This window comes from Undibacterium sp. GW821-FHT07F11 (assembly GCF_059418665.1).
Window position 1 is genome coordinate 381,947 of record NZ_JBWKQH010000005.1, and the last position, 19,784, is coordinate 401,730.

Sequence of the window (19,784 nt, forward strand, 5' to 3'; positions counted from 1 at the left end):
TGCTGTAGATGTAAAATAAACCCGCTCCGGCGGGTTTTAAAACCACTTTTTGATAGGTAAATACTATGGAATTCTTGAATTTAATTAAAAGTCGTATCCCTGATTACGCCAAGGATATCCGCCTGAACATCGATGGCACCATCGCCCGCTCCAGCCTGGAAGGCAATGACGCGGTAGGCGTGGCTCTGGCAGCAGCATTTGCAGCAAAAAGCACAGTGATCATTGAAGCCATCAAATCCAGTGGCGCAATCACGCCAGAAGAAATCAATGCAGCGCTGACAGCAGCGGCTTTGATGGGTATGAATAATGTCTGGTACCCGTATGTGGAAATGGCAGACGATGCTGACCTGAAAACCCAGGCTGCTCAATTGCGCATGAATGCCTATGCGACCAATGGCGGTGTTGATAAGCGCCGTTTCGAGATGTACGCTTTGTCGGCTTCCATCATCGGCAAATGCCATTTCTGTGTGAAGTCGCATTTTGAGTTGTTGAAGAAGGAAGGTATGTCGGCGACGCAGTTGCGGGATGTTGGTCGTATTGCGGCTGTTGTGAATGCAGCAGCGCAGGTTATTTCTGCTGAGACTGTGTAATCCTTGGTTGGTATTGCTCCTTCACCTTCAAGGAGAGATTTGTGGGAATTCGCAAAGCACTGCTTTGCGCCACAAATTTCTAAGCAGCTTGCAAGCTGCAAGGTGGAATGGTTGGGATGAGGATGGGATTCTGTCGATAAACGGCGATCACAATATCGTCGCTCCAGCGTAGGCTGGAGCCTGGTGACGTTCGTTGCATACTTGTGTCGCGCGTAAAACGATTGCCCTTCATGGATACAGGCCGGGTCTCGGCCCGGCGGCCGAAATTCTTTCTTTGCGTCGCCAAAGAACGTATTCAAAGAAAGGCGACCCAGGCATAGCCGCACCTGCGGGGTGCCCCTTTGTGCAGTACAAAAAATGGGAAGATCCGAAACTCGCTTCGCTCAAACAGCGGCTCTTCTTAATCCATTTTCTGTACTGCACAAATGGCGGCTACACATGGGAACGGCAAAAGTCAAAAGCAACCTCAACCCCAAAGTCAAACCCAACAGCAACCCCGGTTCGAGCACACTTCAAATCACCGCAGTCCCCTACCGAGACTTCCTCTTAAAAATCCCCAACACCACAATCACCAGCAACAAAGGCAATAAAAACGGTGAAAAGATCATCAAAAACAAGCCACCTATCAGCACCGCAAGACCCACCAGTAAGAACGACACACCGGCAATCACCAGTCCCGCCATGATCATGGCGAAGACGATGGCGACCAGGGCAACAGCGATGCCGCCTATGGAAAAACCATTGTCAGAAAAAATATCAAAGTCATCCGGATTCCAGTCCAGGTTTAAATCGATGGGGCTGTCCATGACATACCAGATGACCAGCAATAGTATGCAAAACAGGGTGAAGCGGGCGGATGATTTTTGGTCTGACATGGCTGGCTTGTTCCTCACTTATTTTTGATTATTTACTGACTTATTTGCCAACTTATTTACCAACTTATTTACCAACATTAATAAAGGGGATCGCACCGCCGGTGGTCGTTGGCAAACGGCCATCCCATTTTTCTATGGCCTTGGCCTGATTTTCTGTTTCACGCAGACGCAGCAGTTCTGGTGTGACTTGCTGTCTTTGCAGAGCCAATGCTTCTGCTTCAGCACGGGCGCGGGATACTTTTTGTTTGGCTTCTACTTCTATCCTTTGCAGGTCGCGCTCAGCTTTCATCTTCAATTGATCTGCCGTGGTCTTGGCTTCGATCGCTTCATTGAAGGTGCGGCTGAAGTTGAAGTTGACGATGGAAAATTCATCAACCACCAAGCCATGTCTTGCCATGCGTTCTTTCAAGGCCAGGATGATTTCATCGCGTACTTGTGAGCGGCGTGAAATCAGCTCTTCGGCAGTGAAGCGAGCGGTCACAGCCTTGACTGCCTCTTGCACACTGGGGATGATGATGCGCTCGCCGGGCTCGTTGCCAAGATCACGGAAGACAGAGACCACTGCATCTGGCCTGACGTGATAGTTGATAGCGATCTTGGTGTGCACGGTCTGTAAATCCTTGGAAGCTGCATCGCCATCCCCTTCACCCTTTTGTATGGCGACGGAGACCTTTTGCATTTTCTGGGCAATAGGCCAGACCCAGTGTATGCCTTCACTGTAGACCTCATCCGAAGGTTTGCCAAATGTTGTCAATACGCCGCGATGACCAGCGGGGATAGTAGCGAAAGGATTGAGTATGATCAGGACCAGCAAGACGATCAGGCCGACCGCAAATTTGGGAAAAAAATTACGCATGATTTTTTTAACTCGGGGGATGAAAACACCCGCAGTATAGGTGTTTTTTACATAAGTATTCCCGGTAATCGGCGGGCAAATCTACCGCTTAATTTACGTCCTGTGAGTTTGCATAAATTGCTGCAAATGCTGCTTCACCAACGCGTTGATAAGCGCGGTACATGCCTTCGGTATTAAAGGGCAGGACGATGTTGCCAAATTTGTCTATGCCTATGATGCCACCCTGGCCTTCATACACGGGCAGTTTATCCATGACGACATTATTGGCAGCCTGCTCCAGGCTTAGCCCCAGGTACTGCATTTGCGCAGCAATATCATGCAGCGCCAGGCTGCGCATGAAGGCTTCCCCCGTACCTGTGGCAGACAAGGCAGCAGTCAGGTTATCGGCATAACAGCCTGCACCGAGCATGGGTGTGTCTCCGACGCGACCTGGCAGTTTATTGGTCATGCCGCCAGTCGAAGTAGCTGCAGCCAGGTTGCCGTGCACATCCAGCGCAACGGCACCTACCGTGCCAAATTTTTTATCGGGATCAAGTGGTGCGGGTTCTGGAGCCGGTTTGGATGACGTGCTCAGCAAATTCGCTGCATCATGATCGAGCAGCACGCCAGATTCTTGCCGGGCGCGTTGCAATTGCGCGTAGCGCTCTTCGGTATAAAAGTACGATTGGTCTTCGAATTGCAGGCTATGCTGGCGCAGGAATTCTTCTGCACCTTTGCCTACCATCAAGACATGCGGGCTGTGCTCCATGACGGCTCTGGCAGCGCGAACGGGATTGCGCACCTGCTGTATGCAAGCCACGGCACCGGCGCGGCGGTTTTTGCCATCCATGATGGCGGCATCCATTTCCATGGTGCCAGCATTGGTGAATACTGCACCTTTGCCTGCGTTGAAAAGCGGGCAGTCTTCCAGCAGGCTGACAGCCAGGCTCACAGCATCCAGTGCGCTGCCACCTTGTGCCAATACTTCATTCCCCGCAGTGACGAAAGACCGCAAAGCCTCCAGATAGCACGCTTCCTGTTCCGCAGTCAGACTGCTGCGCAAGATCGTGCCAGCACCACCGTGTATGGCGATAGCAGCACGTGCGCCCATCTTAAGCTGGCCTGTCCATGTCGATGATCTTGCTGGCTGCCGCTGCCTGTGATTTGCGGGTAGTGGCATTCGGTTCCTGATACAACCATGGCAGCATGAACTTGGTCATTTCGGATGCAGCGTGTACGGGGGCTTTGGCCTGATGGGCAACGGCACTGCAAATCGCTTCTATCAGGCACAGTGCTGCGCCCTCGGAATTGGGGGAGAAATTGCGGCGGGTTTGCGCATACAGGGTGATGTTCGCCAGTGATGCCAATGGTGAACTTGGCGCATCTGTCAGTGCCAGAATGGGCACGCCTTTTTCGCGCAACTGCTGCAGGATGGTGACTACGTCTTCTGCATAGCGCGGGAAGGAAATGCCGATGACCAGGTCACGCTCAGTATATTTGAACAACTGCCGTGCGACATTCGATGGCCCGCCTGAGCCCAGTGTTGATTGCACGGTATTGCAGAATGGGTCCAGGCTATGCGCCATCAGTCCAGCCAGGAAGGCGCTGGCGCCATAGCCGACGATGTAAATTCTTTCCGCATTCAGGATCTGGCGCACGGCATGGTTGCACAGGTCAGGGGCCAGGCCGCGGCGCGTGGCTTCCAGATTGGCCATGTCCTCATTGAGTGAGCTGGAAATAATTTCTGTGCTGGTGGCAGGGCGCTGGATTTCGCTGCGTAGATTATCGATAGGTGCCAGCATGGCTTCAAAGCCATATACCAGTTCAGCACGGAATTGCGGATAACCTTCAAAGCCAAGCGCCCTGGCAAAGCGATTCGCCGTGGCGACCGAGATGCCGACAGCATTTGCCAGCTCATCGATAGACATGGTGGCTGATCGAAATACATTCGACAGCACATAATCGGCTGCTTTTCTGTGCGCTTTTGACAAGTTCATATAGACCTTGCCTATGCGCGCATTAACAGTACCACCCAGGGATTGCGTATCAGGACGATTCATATCGGCTGGCTTTTCCGGTGAAATAGAAATGTAAATATAATTTCATCGATTTAAATTGTAAAGAAATGAATCGTGTCAAATCGATGATTGTCTCTCTCCGTACATATTTTGGATAATTTGGTCTATTTAGGAGATTTGTCAGGATAAACAAAATACATCAAATTTTGTTCTGAATTTACCTGAATTTACGCAAGCTAATGATTGTGTTATTGAAAAGATTGTCGGCATTTATGAAAGTAAATTGAAACAGATTCTGCTATTTACCAAATGGTAAAAAAATGCCCACAGACATGTGGGCATTTAGTTTGTGGCAATCATTTGCTGGCGATTGACTGTTCGCAAGGTAGTTTAGCGGGTGGCGAGATCAATAATCCCACCACCCAGGCAAACATCGCCGTCATACAAAACTGCAGACTGCCCAGGCGTGACCGCCCATTGCGCCTGAGGGAAGTCCAGTTGGAAACGCTCAGTGTCACCGCTGAAATGGCAAGCCACGTCAGGCTGGCGGTAACGGGTCTTGGCAGACAGCTCACCAGCTTGCGGTGCCTCACCGGCCACCCAGCTGACTTGTCCGGCTTCGAGACCAGCAGACAATAGCCATGGATGATCATGACCCTGCACTGCATAAAGGGTATTGGCTTCTACATCTTTTTTCGCCACATACCATGCATCACTGCTGCCATCGGCGTTCTGGTGCGATTTGATGCCGCCTATGCCTATGCCTTTGCGCTGACCCAGGGTGTAAAAACTCAGGCCCACATGCTGGCCTATGATTTCACCTTCAGGTGTCTGGATATTGCCTGGTTTGTATGACAGGTAGCGGTTCAAAAACTCGCGGAAAGGGCGCTCGCCAATAAAGCAAATGCCAGTCGAATCTTTTTTCTTTGCATTCGGGAGTTGCAATTGTTCGGCGATCTTGCGTACTTCTGTCTTCTGGATTTCACCAAGCGGGAACAGGGTATTCGCCAGTTGCTTCTGGTTCAGCCTGTGCAGGAAGTAGCTCTGGTCCTTGCTGGCATCAATAGCCTTCATTAACTGGAACTGGCCATTCATTTCACGCACACGCGCATAGTGGCCGGTGGCGATGTAATCGGCGCCCAGCTTCATGGCGTGATCAAGGAAAGCCTTGAATTTGATTTCGGCATTGCACAGCACATCCGGGTTGGGCGTGCGGCCAGCCTGGTATTCACGCAGGAATTCTGCAAAGACGCGGTCCTTGTATTCGCTGGCGAAATTGACGGCTTCGATATCGACGCCAACGACGTCGGCAACGCTGACGGCATCTATCCAGTCTTCACGGGTAGAGCAGTATTCTGAATCGTCGTCATCTTCCCAGTTTTTCATGAACAGGCCGATGACTTCATAACCCTGTTCTTTCAGCAGCCATGCCGAGACGGAAGAATCAACGCCGCCAGACATGCCTATCACTACTTTTTTCTTGCTCATTTTTGCGGTTCCAAGTTTCCAAGTGCGCTTGGATGGGTAAACAACAGGGACAGCGGCGCGCGCTTGCCCTGCAAATAATCGTCTATGCATTGCATGACCAGGGGGCTGCGATGCCTGTCCTGCGCCGCTACTATCTCTTTGTAGCTCATCCATACAGTGCGCAAGATGCCGGTGTCTAGGGCGCGGTCGTGCGCCTGGCCCAGTTCGCCGGTAAAGGCAAAACGCAGATAAGTGACTTCTTCACCGGTCTTGGGTGAAATGAAGCGTGACAGGTAGGTGCCTATCAATGCGGTTGGTGTGAAGTCGTGTGCGGTCTCTTCCAGGGTTTCGCGGATGACGGCCTGTATCAGGCTTTCATGGGGGTCCAGATGACCGGCGGGCTGGTTGATGCGCACACCATCAGGTGTTTCTTCTTCAATCATGAAAAACTGTTGGTCGCGCTCAATAATTGCGGCTACAGTGACGGATGGTTTCCAAATGGCAGACATGGCTTCTCTCAGTAAGTCCGACATTTTACTTTGCCGTCAAATTTTGTGTGGCAAACCAGCAAATTTGAAAGCGAATTAGCTAATGCGTAATTTATCTATGTCTGCTTATTTTTGCGCTTTCACTATATTTTGATTTTGCACCAAACTTGAATGATTCCGGGTTTCGCGGTCAAGTGACTGTTTTTAAAGGAAATAATTTAATTTTGTAGGTGTTTGCAGGGTGTCGTCAGTATGGTCCTTAAAAGAAATTTGTAGAAAACACAAAAAAGTGAACGGTTGTGCTAAAAAACATTTTGCGTGTAATATCGTTGTCGAATATCAAATGTAAGATTCGGGTAAGCAAACTGGTGACCCGCATCAGCAAAAAAATAATGGAACGGTCAGAGCTTACCCTTGGCCTTTCCAGCACGAAATTGATACACCAATATTCACACTAAAAAAGGGAGCAAATCTATGAAAATCGGCATACCCGCCGAGTCACGGCCGGGGGAGACGCGTGTAGCGGCAACCCCAGAAACCATCAAGAAATATGTCGCAGCAAAACATCAGGTGATCGTGCAGTCTGGTGCAGGTGTGGCTTCCAGTATTACTGACGAGGCCTACCAGGCTGCCGGTGCAGAAATTGGCACCGCTGCCGATGCACTGGGCGCTGAGCTGGTCTTGAAAGTACGTGCCCCCAATGCAGAAGAACGTGCGTTGATGAAGTCAGGCACGGTGCTGGTCGGCATGCTTAATCCTTTTGACGCAGACAATATTGCGGCAATGGCCACACACGGCCTGTCCGCATTTGCACTCGAAGCTGCACCGCGCATTACCCGTGCGCAGTCGCTCGACGTCTTGTCTTCGCAAGCCAATATTGCTGGTTACAAGGCTGTCATGCTGGCTGCCAATACCTATCAACGTTTCATGCCCATGCTGATGACAGCTGCGGGTACGGTCAAGGCCGCACGCGTGTTGATCATGGGCGTAGGTGTAGCCGGTCTGCAAGCCATTGCCACGGCCAAACGCCTGGGTGCAGTGATTGAAGCATCGGACGTACGTCCACCCGTCAAGGAACAGGTTGAATCCCTGGGTGCGAAATTTATCGATGTGCCTTACGAAACTGATGAAGAACGCGAGATCGCCAAAGGCGTGGGTGGTTACGCCCGTCCCATGCCAGCAGCATGGATGGAAAGACAGGCAGCTCTCGTACATGAACGTGCCAAGCAGGCTGACATCATCATCACAACAGCCCTGATCCCTGGCCGCAAGGCACCGATACTGATCTCGGAAGAGACAGTAAAAGCCATGAAACCAGGCTCAGTCATCGTCGACATGGCGGTAGAGCAGGGTGGCAATTGCCCTTTGTCTGAACTCAACAAGACAGTCACCAAATACGGCGTACACATCATAGGCGAGCCTAACCTGGCCACCCTGGTGGCGGCTGATGCATCGGCCCTGTATGCACGTAATGTGCTGGACTTCCTGAAGCTCATCATCGACAAGGATGCTGCGCTTGCGATTAACCGTGAAGATGAAATCGTCGCTGCCACTCTGGTGTGCGCAGGTGGTGAAGTCTTAAAGAAATAGAGTCAAGTTTTTAGTTACAAGTATCAGAAAGTAGAAAGACCATGCAAAGAAATATGCTCCGCGCCAAAATTCATCGCGCAACTGTAACCCAGTGTGACCTGCACTACGAAGGATCGTGCGGTATAGATGAAGATCTGCTCGACGCTGCCAACATCATCGAAAACGAACAGATAGAGCTGTATAACGTCAACAACGGTGAACGCTTCTCCACTTATGCCATCAAGGGCAAACGTGGCAGCGGCGAAATTTCACTCAATGGCGCTGCAGCCCGTCGCGTACAACTGGGCGATTTGATGATTATCTGTACCTATGCGCCGATGACAGAAGAAGAAGCAAAAGCGTATAAACCGAATGTCGTTTTCGTGAATGGCAAGAATCAGATCACCAGTATTAAAGAGTATAAATAACCTAGCCAGGGCAGGCAGTTTGTAAAGTTCTGCTTGCTCATGTCTCGATTTGCATGTCTCAATCCAATTAAAGAGAGGACATCATGGAAGTTAGTCATACCCTTACCAATCTCATCATCTTCGTGCTGGCAATTTATGTCGGTTACCATGTGGTGTGGACAGTAACACCGGCCCTGCACACGCCTTTGATGGCGGTGACGAATGCCATTTCTGCCATCATCATCGTCGGTGCCATGCTGGCCGCCGGTTTGACCGAAGGCCTGCTGGCCCAGGTCATGGGCACGGCTGCCGTGGCACTGGCGGCAGTGAATGTATTCGGTGGTTTTCTGGTTACCCAGAGGATGCTGGAAATGTTCAAGAAAAAAGAGCCAAAAGCCATTGCCCATGCTGACAAGGAGGGCAAATAATGAGCATGAATCTGGTAACGATGCTGTACCTGATCGCATCGGTCTGCTTTATCCAGGCCCTCAAAGGCTTGTCACACCCTTCCACCGCACGCCGTGGTAATGCCTTTGGCATGATAGGCATGGCGGTTGCTGTTGCAACGACCATAGCCCTGATCGTCAAGCTGAAAAACGAAAGCGCCGGTGCAGGCTTGGGCTATGGCCTGGTTGCCATCGGCGTCATCGTCGGCGGTGGCATAGGTGCGACTCTGGCCAAACGCGTAGAGATGACCAAGATGCCGGAACTGGTCGCAGCGATGCACTCATTGATCGGTCTGGCAGCGGTGTGTATTGCCGTAGCCGTTGTGTCCGAACCCTGGGTATTCAATATCGTCGCGAGAGACCAGCCTATTCCTTTCGGTAACCGTCTGGAATTGTTTATCGGTACTTTTGTCGGCGCGATTACTTTCTCTGGTTCTGTCATCGCCTTTGGTAAATTGTCTGGCAAGTACAAGTTCCGTTTGTTCCAGGGCGCACCCGTCAGCTTCAGTGGCCAGCATCAGTTGAACCTGGTATTGGCAATTGCCATGCTGGGTTGTGGTATTGCCTTCTGCGTCACGCAAAGCTGGACACCGTTCATCGTCATGACTGCTCTGGCCTTCGTGCTGGGTGTGCTCATCATCATCCCTATCGGTGGTGCTGACATGCCGGTGGTGGTGTCGATGCTGAACAGCTATTCTGGCTGGGCTGCTGCAGGTATCGGTTTTTCGCTGAATAACTCCATGCTGATCATTGCCGGTTCGCTGGTGGGTTCGTCCGGTGCCATCCTGTCTTACATCATGTGCAAGGCGATGAACCGTTCTTTCTTCAATGTGATCTTGGGTGGTTTTGGTGGCGAAGCTGCAACTGCAGCCAGTGGCGACCAGGCACAGCGTACCGTCAAGTCCGGCTCTGCTGATGACGTGGCTTTCCTGCTCGGTAATGCCGAGACTGTCATCATCGTTCCTGGTTATGGCCTGGCAGTTGCGCGTGCCCAGCATGCCCTGAAAGAACTGACAGAAAAACTGACGCACAAAGGTATTACAGTAAAGTATGCAATTCACCCTGTGGCAGGGCGCATGCCTGGTCATATGAATGTCTTGCTGGCAGAAGCTGAAGTGCCTTACGACCAGGTATTCGAGATGGAAGACATCAACAGCGAATTTGGTCAGGCTGACGTGGTGTTGGTATTGGGTGCAAATGACGTGGTTAATCCTGCGGCAAAAGACCCCAAATCACCGATTGCCGGCATGCCTATCCTGGAAGCCTACAAAGCCAAGACCGTCATCGTCAACAAGCGCTCCATGGCTTCTGGCTATGCAGGTCTGGACAATGAACTGTTCTACATGGATAAAACCATGATGGTGTTTGGCGATGCCAAGAAAGTCATTGAAGATATGGTGAAGGCTGTTGAGTAATTAGCTGAACCAAGCTGAGTTGTAAAAAATGCCCGGAAGCGTTGTTCGCTCCCGGGCATTTTGTTTTAGCATGGATTACGGTTTATCTGTCTTGCGATGGCTCAGTTGATACAACAATGGCAGCACAAGCAAAGTCAGAAGAGTGGATGACAGTATGCCACCGATAACCACCGTTGCCAGTGGCCTTTGCACTTCAGCCCCTGTGCCTGTCGCCAGTGCCATGGGGATGAAGCCCAGCGATGCTACCAGTGCCGTCATCAACACCGGACGCAGACGTGTCAATGCGCCTTGCTGGATGGCGTTGTCCAGCGCCATGCCTTCTTCACGCAGGCTGCGTATATAGGCAATCATCACCAGGCCATTCAATACCGCAACGCCAGACAAGGCGATAAAGCCTACGCCAGCAGAAATCGACAACGGTATATCACGCAACCACAGTGCGACGATGCCACCGGTCAGGGCAAACGGTACGCCTGTGAATACCAGCAGGCCGTCCCTGATATTGCCAAACATGGCGAACAGCAGCATGAAGACCAGTAGCAAGGCTGCGGGTACGACGATTTGCAGGCGCTGTGATGCAGACTGCAATTGCTCGAAAGTGCCGCCCCAGGTGGTCCAGTAAGCCGTCGGGACTTTGACTTTTTGTGCCAGTTGCTCCTGTGCCTCTTTTACAAAAGAGCCGATGTCGCGACCACGCACATTGGCGGTGACCACGACGCGGCGTTTGCCATCTTCACGGCTGATCTGGTTGGGGCCAGGTGCCATGTCTATGCTTGCCAGGTCAGCCAGGGTGATGAAACTGGTTGCTCCATTTTGTGCATTCGAAACATTCGGCAGACGAATGGGCAGGCGCTTGATGGCATCGATATCGCTGCGTACATTTTCTGGCAGGCGCACAACGATATCAAAACGGCGGTCACCCTGGAACAGGGTGCCGGATTCCTTGCCACCTATGGCTGCAGAAATCACGTCCTGCACATCGCTGATATTCAAACCCAGCCTGGCCGCCTTTTCGCGGTTGATGTTGATGCTTAACATGGGCAGGCCAGTGGTTTGCTCTACCTTGACATCGGCAGCACCGGGGATTTTTTCCAGCACTTTGGCAATCTGGTCCGCAGTGCGGTTCATGACATCCATGTCGTCACCAAACACCTTGATCGCGACATCGCTGCGCACACCGGAGATCAGTTCATTGAAGCGCATTTGTATAGGCTGGGTAAATTCATAATTATTGCCCGGCACTTTTTCGACTGCTTCCTGTATCGCTGCTACCAGATCATCCTTGCTGCGCCTGGGATCAGGCCATTGCTCTTGCGGCTTGAGCATGATGAAGGTGTCAGCCACATTTGGTGGCATGGGGTCAGTGGCAATTTCTGCCGTGCCCAGTTTGCCAAAGACTTTGTCAACTTCAGGGAAGGTGCGTATCACATGTTCCAGTTCTATCTGCATTTGCAAAGCCTGGCTCAGGCTGGTACCGGGTATGCGCATGGCGTGCAGGGCAATATCACCTTCATTCAGGCTGGGGACAAATTCACTGCCCATGCGGCTGGCCAGCAAACCACTCAAGGCCAGTACCACCACAACGATGCTCAAGACCAGCGCCTTGCTTTTCAGTACAAAGTCCAGCAAGGGTTGATAGAGTTGCCTGGCCCATAGCATCAGGCGGTTTTCTTTTTCGCTGACGTGTTCACCGATGAACAAGGCAACAGCGGCGGGGATGAAAGTCATCGACAGGACCATCGCGGCAATCAGGGCCGCAACTACGGTAAATGCCATGGGGTGGAACATCTTGCCTTCTACCCCGGTCAGTGCAAAGATGGGCAGATAGACCACCATGATGATCAGTTGGCCAAACAGCAAGGGGCGGCGGGCTTCTCTGGCGGCAGCGAACACTTCTTGCAGGCGTTCACTGCGGTTCAGCGTGCGTCCGGCGGCCGCTTGTGCATGAGCCAGCCTGCGCACGCAATTCTCGACGATGACCACGGCACCATCGATGATGATGCCAAAGTCCAGCGCCCCCAGGCTCATGAGGTTGGCACTGACCTTGTTGCCCACCATGCCGGTAAAAGTGAACAGCATCGCCAGCGGTATGACCATGGCGGTGATGATGGCTGCACGTATATTCCCCAAAAACAGGAAGAGGATGGCAATCACCAGCACAGCACCTTCCAGCAGGTTTTTCTTTACCGTATTGATGGCCTTGTCGACCAGCACGGTGCGGTCATATACGGTACTGGCGACGATGCCGGGCGGCAGGCTGCGGTTGATCTCAGCGAGTTTTTTTGCCACGTCCTGCGATACCTTGCGGCTGTTTTCACCGATCAGCATGAACACTGTGCCAAGCACGACTTCACGGCCATTTTCTGTCGCTGCACCAGTGCGCAATTCACGGCCTATGCTGACTTCGGCGATATCGTTGATGCGCACAGGAATATTTTTCTGGGTACTGACGACGACATTGCGTATGTCATCCATGGAAGCCAGTTGCCCCGGTGCCCTGACCAGGTATTGTTCACCACGTCTTTCTATATAACCCGCGCCGACATTGCCATTATTTTTTTCCAGTGCAGTGACGACATCTTGCCAGCTCAAACCATGTGCCACCAGTTTTTCTGGCGATGGTGCAACCAGGAATTCCTTGGCATAGCCGCCTATGGTATTGATTTCGGTCACGCCTGCAACATTGCGCAGTTGTGGCTTGACTATCCAGTCCTGTATTTCACGCAGGTCGGTGGCCGTGTAGGGCTGACCATCAGCCTTGAGCGCACCTTCCTTGCTCTCGACTGTCCACATGACGATCTCACCCAGACCGGTGGAGATAGGCCCCATGCCGGGTTCCATGCCTGCTGGCAGCTTGCCCTTGGCTTCCTGTATGCGTTCATTGACGAGCTGGCGGGCAAAGTAAATGTCGGTGCCATCCTTGAAGATGATGGTCACTTGCGACAAGCCATAGCGTGACAGCGAGCGTGTCTGTTGCAGATTGGGCAGGCCTGCCATCACGGTCTCTATGGGAAAACTGATGCGTTGCTCAGCCTCCAGTGGTGAGTAGCCGGGGGCGGCAGTATTCACCTGTACCTGGACATTGGTGATGTCTGGTACCGCATCAATAGGCAGGCGCTGGTAACTGAAGATGCCCAGTGCTGCCAGCGCCAGGGTCAGCATGATGACCAGCCAGCGCTGCGCTATCGAAAATTGTATGATTTTTTCAAACATGATGTATTTTCCTCATGCTCTTAGTGTTCATGACTGGCGGCAGCTTTGCCCAGCTCAGCCTTGATCAGGAAACTGTTTTTTGCGACATAGGCTGTACCAGCCTGCAAGCCCTTGCGTATTTCTGTGTACTTGCCGTCGCTGCGGCCCAGTTCCACTGGTCGCGCTTCCAGCTGATCGCCATAGCTGGCAAATACCGTGGCTTGCTCATCGATGATTTGTATGGCTTCATTGACTATCGCAACCGGCACTTCCACTTCGGCAGACAGCAGTGCCACATTCACGGTCAGGCCAGGATACCACTCGCCCTTGGTGTTCGGCAGTAGCAAGCGCGCTTTGGCCGTGCGGGTCTGTTCACCCATGACTGCACCTACATAGCTGAGTTTGCCTTCTGCCGTTGCGTCAAAGGCATTGGCGCTGATTTTGGCGTTCTGACCTGTCCTGACATTGTTGAGATCCTTGGCAGGTATCGCGATTTCCACCCAGACACTGCTGAGGTCGGCTACCGTAAAGATGGCAGCATCATCCTTGAGTGACTGGCCCATGCTGATATGCTTTTCGGTCACTGTGCCTGCGATGGGTGAACGGATTTCATAGCGGTTCAGATTGCCCTTGCCAGCCATGCCTGCACCCAGGGAAGCCAGTTTTTGCTGTGCACTTTGCAGGGTGATGTCGGCTTCCTGCATGGCATTGCGGGCTTGCAGATAATCCTGTTCGGCTGAGATTTTTTCTTCCCAGAGTTTTTTCTCGCGCTCAAAATTATTGCGTGCCAGTGCATGGCGTTTTTGTGTTGCCAGCACTTCGGTGCGCAAATCGACCAGGGCCTGGCTGGATATCACGGCCAGTAGCTGACCCTTGCTGACCTTGTCACCCGCATTCACCGCCACGCTTTCCACGATACCTGCTAGGCGCGGTACGATTTGCAGCATGCGGTCTTCATTCAGTTTTATTTCACCCAACAAGTTCAGATTACTTTGCAGCTTCACCGCACCTGCAATTTCTGTCTCCACGCCATTTTGCTTGCGCTTCAGCGCATTCATGCTGACGCGGCCTTCTATCTGTTCGTAATTGAACTGATAGCTCTTGCCCGCATACTGGGCAGTGATACTGGCTTTGAAGGAATGCGGTTCTTCGACGATGGCATCACTTTTCAGATAATTTTTTTCTGTGCTGAACTTGAAATTTTGTACTGCGCCACCCAGACGTTCCAGATTGATGCTGATATTGTTTGCTGCAGGTGGCAGCGGCTTGCCATCCTGATAGGCATACAGGCGAAATTCTGGTGCCGTGTTTTGCTCGAAGATAGTCACTTCCAACGCATAGCCATCCTTGCTGAACAGCTTGCCGCCATGTGGGCCTTTGGCAGTTTCAGTGATCTCATCGTGATGTTCTTTGTCGGCATGTTCAGCCTGCTCTGCATGGCTGCCATGTTCATCGGTTTTTTTTGATTTTCCTGTACTCAGTATCAGTGCAGCCAGTAAGACACCTATGAGGATGACGATGATGACTGGCACGGCAGTTTTTTTATTGATATTCAGTTTCATACAAAATCCTAAAATGAAGAGGTGGCGGTGAACAGGCTGAATTCACTGTCACCTATATAAGCCTCGATATCTGCCGCGGCACGCTGGGCTTCTGACAGGCTGCGCAAGTATTGCGCCCTGGCTTGCAGTAACGAACGCTGGGCGTCCAGCACATCCATGAAATTGAACTTGCCGTATTCAAAGCCCTTGATGGCAAGCTCATAAGCCTGCTGCGCACCCGGCAGCATGTCTTTCTTCAACATCCCGGCTTCTTCCCTGGCCAGGCTCAGGCGTTGATGGGCTTGCAGTATCTCGCCATGCAGGCGGTTTTCTGTGGCTGTCAACTCATCCCTGGCCTTGTCTGCGCGGCTCAGGGCTTCCTGCAAATTACCCTGGTTGCGGTCAAACAGGTTCAGCGGGATGCTGATGCCGACTATGGCCTGGTTGCGGCCAGTTTGCTGTTCACGCTTATTGCCTATGCTTAAAGTCAGGTCAGGAACTTGCCTGGTTTTTTCCAGTGCAGACATGGCGAGGCGTTTGTCCACTTCCAGCTGTGCGCGTTGCATTAATGGTGAGCGTGCCAGAGCTTGCGTCAATTTTTGCAAGTCGGGTAATGCGGGCAACGTATGGAACTCAGCCTGCAGTTGCTGATCGGCAGTCAGCTTGCTGCCCATGGCTGTTGCCAGACTTTGCCTGGCTATCAGTAATGCACTATTGGCTTGTGCCAGCTCCACACGCACGCCAGATTCCGCGATGCCCGCCCTGGTGGCTTCCAGTGGCGGGATTTTGCCCAGGCTGACCAGGCGGCTGGCAGCATGGCTGGCGCGTTGTGCCAGTTCCAGTGAAGCTGTGGCCAGACGCTGGCGCTCTTGCGCAATCAGCACAGCAAAGAAATGTGTGGTGACTGCTGCCCTGATATCGGCTGATTTGATCGCCAGTTCATTCAATGCAAGACTACGGCTACGCTCGGCGACACTGATGCGTGCACCGCGTTTGCCGCCCAGTTCCAGAGGCTGGTTGATTTGTATGGTGGTGCTGCGGCTGTCTTGCCTGGCATCTTCGATGAGCGCGGACAGTTCCGGATTGGGCATGACACCAGCCTGGCGCAATGCGCCTTCACTCGCTTGCACCTCACGCCTGGCAGCAGCGATGTCCGGGTTATTGGCAAGGGCCTGCGCTATTGCTGCGGGCAGGGTGATCACGGCAGCGCTGGCTGGTGGTGAAGAGTTTTGTGCTGACGCTGGCAACAGCATCGTACACAGTAGTACAGCCACTACAGCGGGTGGCAAGAATAATTTTTGCATGGCATTCTCCTGAAGAAACGAAAAGGAAGAATCCAGCAAGTAGCTGTCAAGTTTCTAGCTTGGAAAATACGTCACGTTGCACGTAAAAATACGTGACGAAACACAAAAGCAAAGAAATGAATGTAGACAGATGCCTCGCCGGACTTAGGCGAGGGCCATCCATTTGGGACGTTCAGGTTGCGCCAGAAAAGGCGCAGGAGTTTGCAGCGATGCCGCAGTGAGTTGATAAGTGATCAGCGTTGATTTTGTCAGCGGCAGCTTGGATGAATGCGCACCCAGTGGGCTATGCGCGCAAGATGCACAATCGGGGTGGGAGTTTGCTTTTTTTGCGGCTGACTTGTCTGCAGATTTATCAGCGTGGTTTTCACCATCCTTGGCAGCATGCTCATGCGGATGATGCCCAAAATGCTGCGCAGTCTTGTCCGTCTCATGCATGCAATAGGCACTCGCCACCGACCAGCTTAGCTGGAGAGTGAAAGCAACTATGATCATGAGGATGAACTTTTTAAGCATGGTGCGAATTATAAACCTTAAAATAGACGGCGATGATTTTACAGAACGATAAGTAATCGTGAATTTTAGGGCTTACGCAAAATTGTCCCAGCAAGGCTGTTGCTTTAGGAAACCACCCTTGGAAGGATGGTTCGTTACGTCGGCAGGCAACATGTTGCCTGAAACCCCGACTACACCGCAGCGACGAAGACAGTACTTTAGTACGCGGCTCCTAGGAGAGGAGCTGCAACGCAGCTGGGGCGGTTTTGCGTAGGCCCTATTTATTTTAGACGACGAACTAGGCGCAAACCATTGAAGATCACCAGCAAGCTAGCACCCATATCAGCAAATACAGCCATCCACAAGGTCGCCACGCCCATGACTGCCATGACCAGGAAAGCCAGTTTGATACCCAGTGCCAATGCGATATTCTGTTTCAGTATGGCCGCAGTGCGTTGACTCAAGCGGATGAATTGCGGGATCTTGCGCAAGTCATCGTCCATCAGGGCGACGTCTGCAGTTTCCAGTGCTGTGTCCGTGCCTGCTGCACCCATGGCAAAACCTATGCTGGATTTGGCCAGCGCTGGTGCATCATTAATGCCGTCGCCGACCATGCCTACCGTGCCATGACTTGCCAGTTCGTCATTCATGGCGGCCAGTTTGTCTTCAGGCAGCAGGTTGCCACGGGCATCATCAATGCCCACGTTTTTTGCAATGGCTTTTGCAGTCATTTCATTATCGCCAGTCAGCATGACTGTGCGTATGCCCAGCGCATGCAGTTCTGCAATTGCCTGGCGGCTGCTTTCACGCACAGTGTCTGCCACGGCTATCACTGCCAAGGCCTTTTCTTCGTCAGCAATGATGACGGCTGTCTTGCCTTCCGCTTCCAGCGCAAATAGTGCTGCCTCAGTAGCCGGGCTGCAAATCTTGAGTTCTTCTATCAGGCGGTGATTGCCGAGGTAGTACCATTTGCCCGCTATCTGGCCTTTGACACCACGACCTGCAATCGCCTCAAAGTTACTGACTTCCGATGCGCTGCTGCCTTGATTTGCTGAATAGGCAGTCACTGCTCCTGATACCGGATGATCAGAGCGGCCTGCCAGGCTGGCTGCCAGTTGCAATGCCATGGCCTGATCACCAGCAAGCAGTTTGATATCAGTGACGACGGGTTTGCCCTGGGTGATGGTGCCGGTTTTATCCAGAGCCAGCGACTTCAGCTTGCGGCCTTCTTCCAGATACACGCCACCCTTGATGAGTATGCCCGCCTTGGCCGCTGCCGCCAGCCCGCTGACCACAGTCACCGGGGTCGAGACCACCAAAGCACATGGGCAGGCAATCACCAGCAAGACCAGCCCCTTGTATATCCACACCATCCATGGCAGGCCCAGCAGCAGGGGAGGGATGAGCATGACGCCCAGCGCCAGGACAAACACGATGGGTGTATATACCTTTGCAAAGCTATCGACAAAGCGTTGTGTAGGCGCACGGCTGCCTTGCGCCTCTTCAACCGCATGGATAATACGTGACAGGGTGGAGTCAGTTTGCGCAGCAGTCACGCGGTATTCAAAAGAACCGGTTTCATTAATGGTACCGGCAAACAGCTTGTCACCAACTGTCTTGGCAACCGGTATGCTCTCGCCCGTGATAGGTGCCTGATTGACTGAGGATTGCCCCTGGCTGAGTTCACCATCCAGCGGGATGCGTTCACCCGGAGCAACCCTTACCGTAGCGCCTATGGCGATAGCTTTGGCCGCAACATCCTGCCAGCTGCCATCCGCCTGCAAGACGCTGGCTGTTTCTGGCGTCATTGCCATCAGGCCGCGTATGGCATTGCGGGCGCGGTCCAGTGACATTGCTTCTATCGCTTCTGACAGACTGAACAAGACCATCACCATGGCAGCCTCCGGCCATTGGCCTATGATCAGTGCACCGGTGACGGCGATCGTCATCAGGGCATTGATGTTCAGGTTCAGGTTCTTCAGTGCTATCCAGCCCTTTTTATAGGTGCTGGTGCCGCTCAGCAGTATCGCCAGGGCAGACAAGAGCATAACGGGCCAGGCTTTTTCTGCGCCGCTGATATAGGCATAGGTTTCGGCCAGTACCGCAGCTACGCCAGCAGCACCCAGCAACCACCATTTGTGTGCAGGGTTTGCTGGTGGGGTTGCGACTGCATCATCATTGTCTTTGCCATCTTCGCTTAACAGCACGGCCTGCATACCTATGGAAGTCAGCAGGGTCTGAATCTTTGCCTGATTTTCCAGTGTATGGCTGACCGTCAGTTTGCGCTGCATGAGATTGAAATCAAGCTGGGCTATGCCGGGCATGGGGCTTAGCTTGTTGCGTATCAAGCCTTCTTCTGTCGGGCAATCCATGTTTTCTATGGAATACACCACGGTCGATGTACCAGCGGGCGTTGCTATGGGCTTGTCGTTGACCTGCGCCGCCTTGACTTCTCCATGGCCGCAACAGCTATGGACATGCTTGGGCGCTGGCTCATGGGTGGGTTCATGCGAGTGTTCTGAATGATCGTGCTGATGCGCCATGCTGACTCCGGAAAAGAGGTATAGTGAGCATTAGACACCCTGTAGCAGGTATAGAGTCAAGCGCTAATATTTAAACTAATATTGAAATGAGCGAGGCAAGCAAAATGGAATTGAAAATTGGCGAATTGGCAAAACGGTCCGGCTGTCTGGTAGAAACCATACGCTACTATGAAAAAGAAGGCTTGCTGCCACAGGCTAGCCGCTCACAGGGCAATTTCCGTCTGTACGGCGAAATGCATGCAGAGCGCCTGCAATTCATACGGCATTGCCGTTCTCTGGATATGACACTGGATGAGATACGTCAACTATTGCAGTTCCGCGATGCGCCTGAAGACAATTGTTCAGAAGTAAATGCCTTGCTCGACAAGCATATAGGACATGTCGCCCACCGCATCAGGGAGTTGAAAGGACTGGAGTCGCAGTTAAAATCCCTGCGCAAGTTATGCACCAGTGCGCAGGCAACAAAAGATTGCGGGATTTTGCAGAATCTGGGTACGGCAGAAGAACATCCGGTGCGTAATCTGGGTAGTCACGGTAGCGGCTGTCATTGATGGCTAAAAAGCCTTTGAAGATTGAACAGGTCATCAGCAAAAAACGGCCGA

At 52.4% G+C, this 19,784-nt stretch carries 17 protein-coding genes; 6 read left to right on the plus strand and 11 right to left on the minus strand.

The annotated features are described in order from the left end of the window. Positions 1-65: 65 nt before the first annotated feature. Positions 66-590 carry a carboxymuconolactone decarboxylase family protein gene (locus AC07OI_RS15085; protein ID WP_186950911.1) on the plus strand — a complete coding sequence of 175 codons (525 nt, stop codon included), beginning with the start codon at positions 66-68 and terminating at the stop codon, positions 588-590. A 530-nt stretch (positions 591-1,120) separates the two neighbouring features. On the opposite strand, the gene AC07OI_RS15090 is transcribed toward AC07OI_RS15085, so the two are convergent. The 6 genes from AC07OI_RS15090 to AC07OI_RS15115 all read right to left on the minus strand — a co-directional run bounded on the left by AC07OI_RS15090 (position 1,121) and on the right by AC07OI_RS15115 (position 6,294). Further along, positions 1,121-1,465, minus strand: a complete 345-nt coding sequence (locus AC07OI_RS15090) for a hypothetical protein (protein ID WP_495257792.1) — start codon at positions 1,463-1,465, stop codon at positions 1,121-1,123. Between the two features lie 64 nt (positions 1,466-1,529). Beyond that, positions 1,530-2,321: a prohibitin family protein gene (locus tag AC07OI_RS15095; protein ID WP_495257793.1), complete on the minus strand. Its 792-nt coding sequence runs from the start codon at positions 2,319-2,321 to the stop codon at positions 1,530-1,532. 88 nt (positions 2,322-2,409) lie between these two features. Further along, positions 2,410-3,411, minus strand: coding sequence for an isoaspartyl peptidase/L-asparaginase family protein (locus AC07OI_RS15100; RefSeq protein ID WP_495257857.1), 1,002 nt, complete (start codon positions 3,409-3,411; stop codon positions 2,410-2,412). A 1-nt stretch (position 3,412) separates the two neighbouring features. Continuing rightward, positions 3,413-4,360, minus strand: coding sequence for a MurR/RpiR family transcriptional regulator (locus AC07OI_RS15105; protein WP_162040004.1), 948 nt, complete (start codon positions 4,358-4,360; stop codon positions 3,413-3,415). A 348-nt stretch (positions 4,361-4,708) separates the two neighbouring features. After that, the gene (gene mnmA, locus AC07OI_RS15110; RefSeq protein ID WP_495257794.1) at positions 4,709-5,806 is read right to left on the minus strand and encodes a tRNA 2-thiouridine(34) synthase MnmA; all 1,098 of its coding nucleotides are present in this window, start codon (positions 5,804-5,806) and stop codon (positions 4,709-4,711) included. After that, positions 5,803-6,294, minus strand: a complete 492-nt coding sequence (locus AC07OI_RS15115; RefSeq protein WP_495257795.1) for an NUDIX hydrolase — start codon at positions 6,292-6,294, stop codon at positions 5,803-5,805. Before AC07OI_RS15115 ends, mnmA begins: the two co-directional genes overlap by 4 nt. A gap of 453 nt (positions 6,295-6,747) precedes the next feature. On the opposite strand from AC07OI_RS15115, the gene AC07OI_RS15120 reads away from it, so the two are divergent. The 4 genes from AC07OI_RS15120 to AC07OI_RS15135 all read left to right on the plus strand — a co-directional run bounded on the left by AC07OI_RS15120 (position 6,748) and on the right by AC07OI_RS15135 (position 10,110). After that, the gene (locus AC07OI_RS15120; protein WP_495257796.1) at positions 6,748-7,863 is read left to right on the plus strand and encodes a Re/Si-specific NAD(P)(+) transhydrogenase subunit alpha; all 1,116 of its coding nucleotides are present in this window, start codon (positions 6,748-6,750) and stop codon (positions 7,861-7,863) included. Positions 7,864-7,904: 41 nt separating this feature from the next. Then, on the plus strand, positions 7,905-8,270 hold the full coding sequence (panD, locus tag AC07OI_RS15125) for an aspartate 1-decarboxylase (protein WP_110255112.1): 366 nt from the start codon (positions 7,905-7,907) through the stop codon (positions 8,268-8,270). A gap of 83 nt (positions 8,271-8,353) precedes the next feature. After that, positions 8,354-8,677 carry an NAD(P) transhydrogenase subunit alpha part 2 gene (locus AC07OI_RS15130; protein WP_162040008.1) on the plus strand — a complete coding sequence of 108 codons (324 nt, stop codon included), beginning with the start codon at positions 8,354-8,356 and terminating at the stop codon, positions 8,675-8,677. Then, entirely contained in the window at positions 8,677-10,110 is a 1,434-nt protein-coding gene (locus tag AC07OI_RS15135) for an NAD(P)(+) transhydrogenase (Re/Si-specific) subunit beta (RefSeq protein WP_495257797.1), read from the plus strand. The genes AC07OI_RS15130 and AC07OI_RS15135 overlap by 1 nt, the downstream gene beginning before the upstream one ends. 75 nt (positions 10,111-10,185) lie before the next feature. On the opposite strand, the gene AC07OI_RS15140 is transcribed toward AC07OI_RS15135, so the two are convergent. The 5 genes from AC07OI_RS15140 to AC07OI_RS15160 form a co-directional block, all read right to left on the minus strand. Then, on the minus strand, positions 10,186-13,323 hold the full coding sequence (locus tag AC07OI_RS15140) for an efflux RND transporter permease subunit (protein ID WP_495257798.1): 3,138 nt from the start codon (positions 13,321-13,323) through the stop codon (positions 10,186-10,188). A 20-nt stretch (positions 13,324-13,343) separates the two neighbouring features. Then, the gene (locus tag AC07OI_RS15145; RefSeq protein WP_495257799.1) at positions 13,344-14,864 is read right to left on the minus strand and encodes an efflux RND transporter periplasmic adaptor subunit; all 1,521 of its coding nucleotides are present in this window, start codon (positions 14,862-14,864) and stop codon (positions 13,344-13,346) included. An 8-nt stretch (positions 14,865-14,872) separates the two neighbouring features. After that, the gene (locus AC07OI_RS15150; protein ID WP_495257800.1) at positions 14,873-16,147 is read right to left on the minus strand and encodes a TolC family protein; all 1,275 of its coding nucleotides are present in this window, start codon (positions 16,145-16,147) and stop codon (positions 14,873-14,875) included. 144 nt (positions 16,148-16,291) lie between these two features. Further along, positions 16,292-16,660 carry a hypothetical protein gene (locus AC07OI_RS15155; protein ID WP_495257801.1) on the minus strand — a complete coding sequence of 123 codons (369 nt, stop codon included), beginning with the start codon at positions 16,658-16,660 and terminating at the stop codon, positions 16,292-16,294. 260 nt (positions 16,661-16,920) lie between these two features. Further along, on the minus strand, positions 16,921-19,182 hold the full coding sequence (locus tag AC07OI_RS15160; RefSeq protein WP_495257802.1) for a heavy metal translocating P-type ATPase: 2,262 nt from the start codon (positions 19,180-19,182) through the stop codon (positions 16,921-16,923). Positions 19,183-19,286: 104 nt separating this feature from the next. Here AC07OI_RS15160 and cadR point away from each other — a divergent pair, with 104 nt between their 5' ends. Next, complete coding sequence (gene cadR, locus AC07OI_RS15165) at positions 19,287-19,733, plus strand: Cd(II)/Pb(II)-responsive transcriptional regulator (RefSeq protein ID WP_495257805.1); 447 nt, start codon at positions 19,287-19,289, stop codon at positions 19,731-19,733. Positions 19,734-19,784: the final 51 nt, after the last annotated feature.

Bases quoted from the DNA above. Each gene is read 5' to 3' on its own strand.
- AC07OI_RS15085 (WP_186950911.1), top strand. From the start codon at position 66: ATGGAATTCTTGAATTTAATTAAAAGTCGTATCCCTGATTACGCCAAG.
- AC07OI_RS15090 (WP_495257792.1), bottom strand. From the start codon at position 1,465: ATGTCAGACCAAAAATCATCCGCCCGCTTCACCCTGTTTTGCATACTA.
- AC07OI_RS15095 (WP_495257793.1), bottom strand. From the start codon at position 2,321: ATGCGTAATTTTTTTCCCAAATTTGCGGTCGGCCTGATCGTCTTGCTG.
- AC07OI_RS15100 (WP_495257857.1), bottom strand. From the start codon at position 3,411: ATGGGCGCACGTGCTGCTATCGCCATACACGGTGGTGCTGGCACGATC.
- AC07OI_RS15105 (WP_162040004.1), bottom strand. From the start codon at position 4,360: ATGAATCGTCCTGATACGCAATCCCTGGGTGGTACTGTTAATGCGCGC.
- mnmA (WP_495257794.1), bottom strand. From the start codon at position 5,806: ATGAGCAAGAAAAAAGTAGTGATAGGCATGTCTGGCGGCGTTGATTCT.
- AC07OI_RS15115 (WP_495257795.1), bottom strand. From the start codon at position 6,294: ATGTCTGCCATTTGGAAACCATCCGTCACTGTAGCCGCAATTATTGAG.
- AC07OI_RS15120 (WP_495257796.1), top strand. From the start codon at position 6,748: ATGAAAATCGGCATACCCGCCGAGTCACGGCCGGGGGAGACGCGTGTA.
- panD (WP_110255112.1), top strand. From the start codon at position 7,905: ATGCAAAGAAATATGCTCCGCGCCAAAATTCATCGCGCAACTGTAACC.
- AC07OI_RS15130 (WP_162040008.1), top strand. From the start codon at position 8,354: ATGGAAGTTAGTCATACCCTTACCAATCTCATCATCTTCGTGCTGGCA.
- AC07OI_RS15135 (WP_495257797.1), top strand. From the start codon at position 8,677: ATGAGCATGAATCTGGTAACGATGCTGTACCTGATCGCATCGGTCTGC.
- AC07OI_RS15140 (WP_495257798.1), bottom strand. From the start codon at position 13,323: ATGTTTGAAAAAATCATACAATTTTCGATAGCGCAGCGCTGGCTGGTC.
- AC07OI_RS15145 (WP_495257799.1), bottom strand. From the start codon at position 14,864: ATGAAACTGAATATCAATAAAAAAACTGCCGTGCCAGTCATCATCGTC.
- AC07OI_RS15150 (WP_495257800.1), bottom strand. From the start codon at position 16,147: ATGCAAAAATTATTCTTGCCACCCGCTGTAGTGGCTGTACTACTGTGT.
- AC07OI_RS15155 (WP_495257801.1), bottom strand. From the start codon at position 16,660: ATGCTTAAAAAGTTCATCCTCATGATCATAGTTGCTTTCACTCTCCAG.
- AC07OI_RS15160 (WP_495257802.1), bottom strand. From the start codon at position 19,182: ATGGCGCATCAGCACGATCATTCAGAACACTCGCATGAACCCACCCAT.
- cadR (WP_495257805.1), top strand. From the start codon at position 19,287: ATGGAATTGAAAATTGGCGAATTGGCAAAACGGTCCGGCTGTCTGGTA.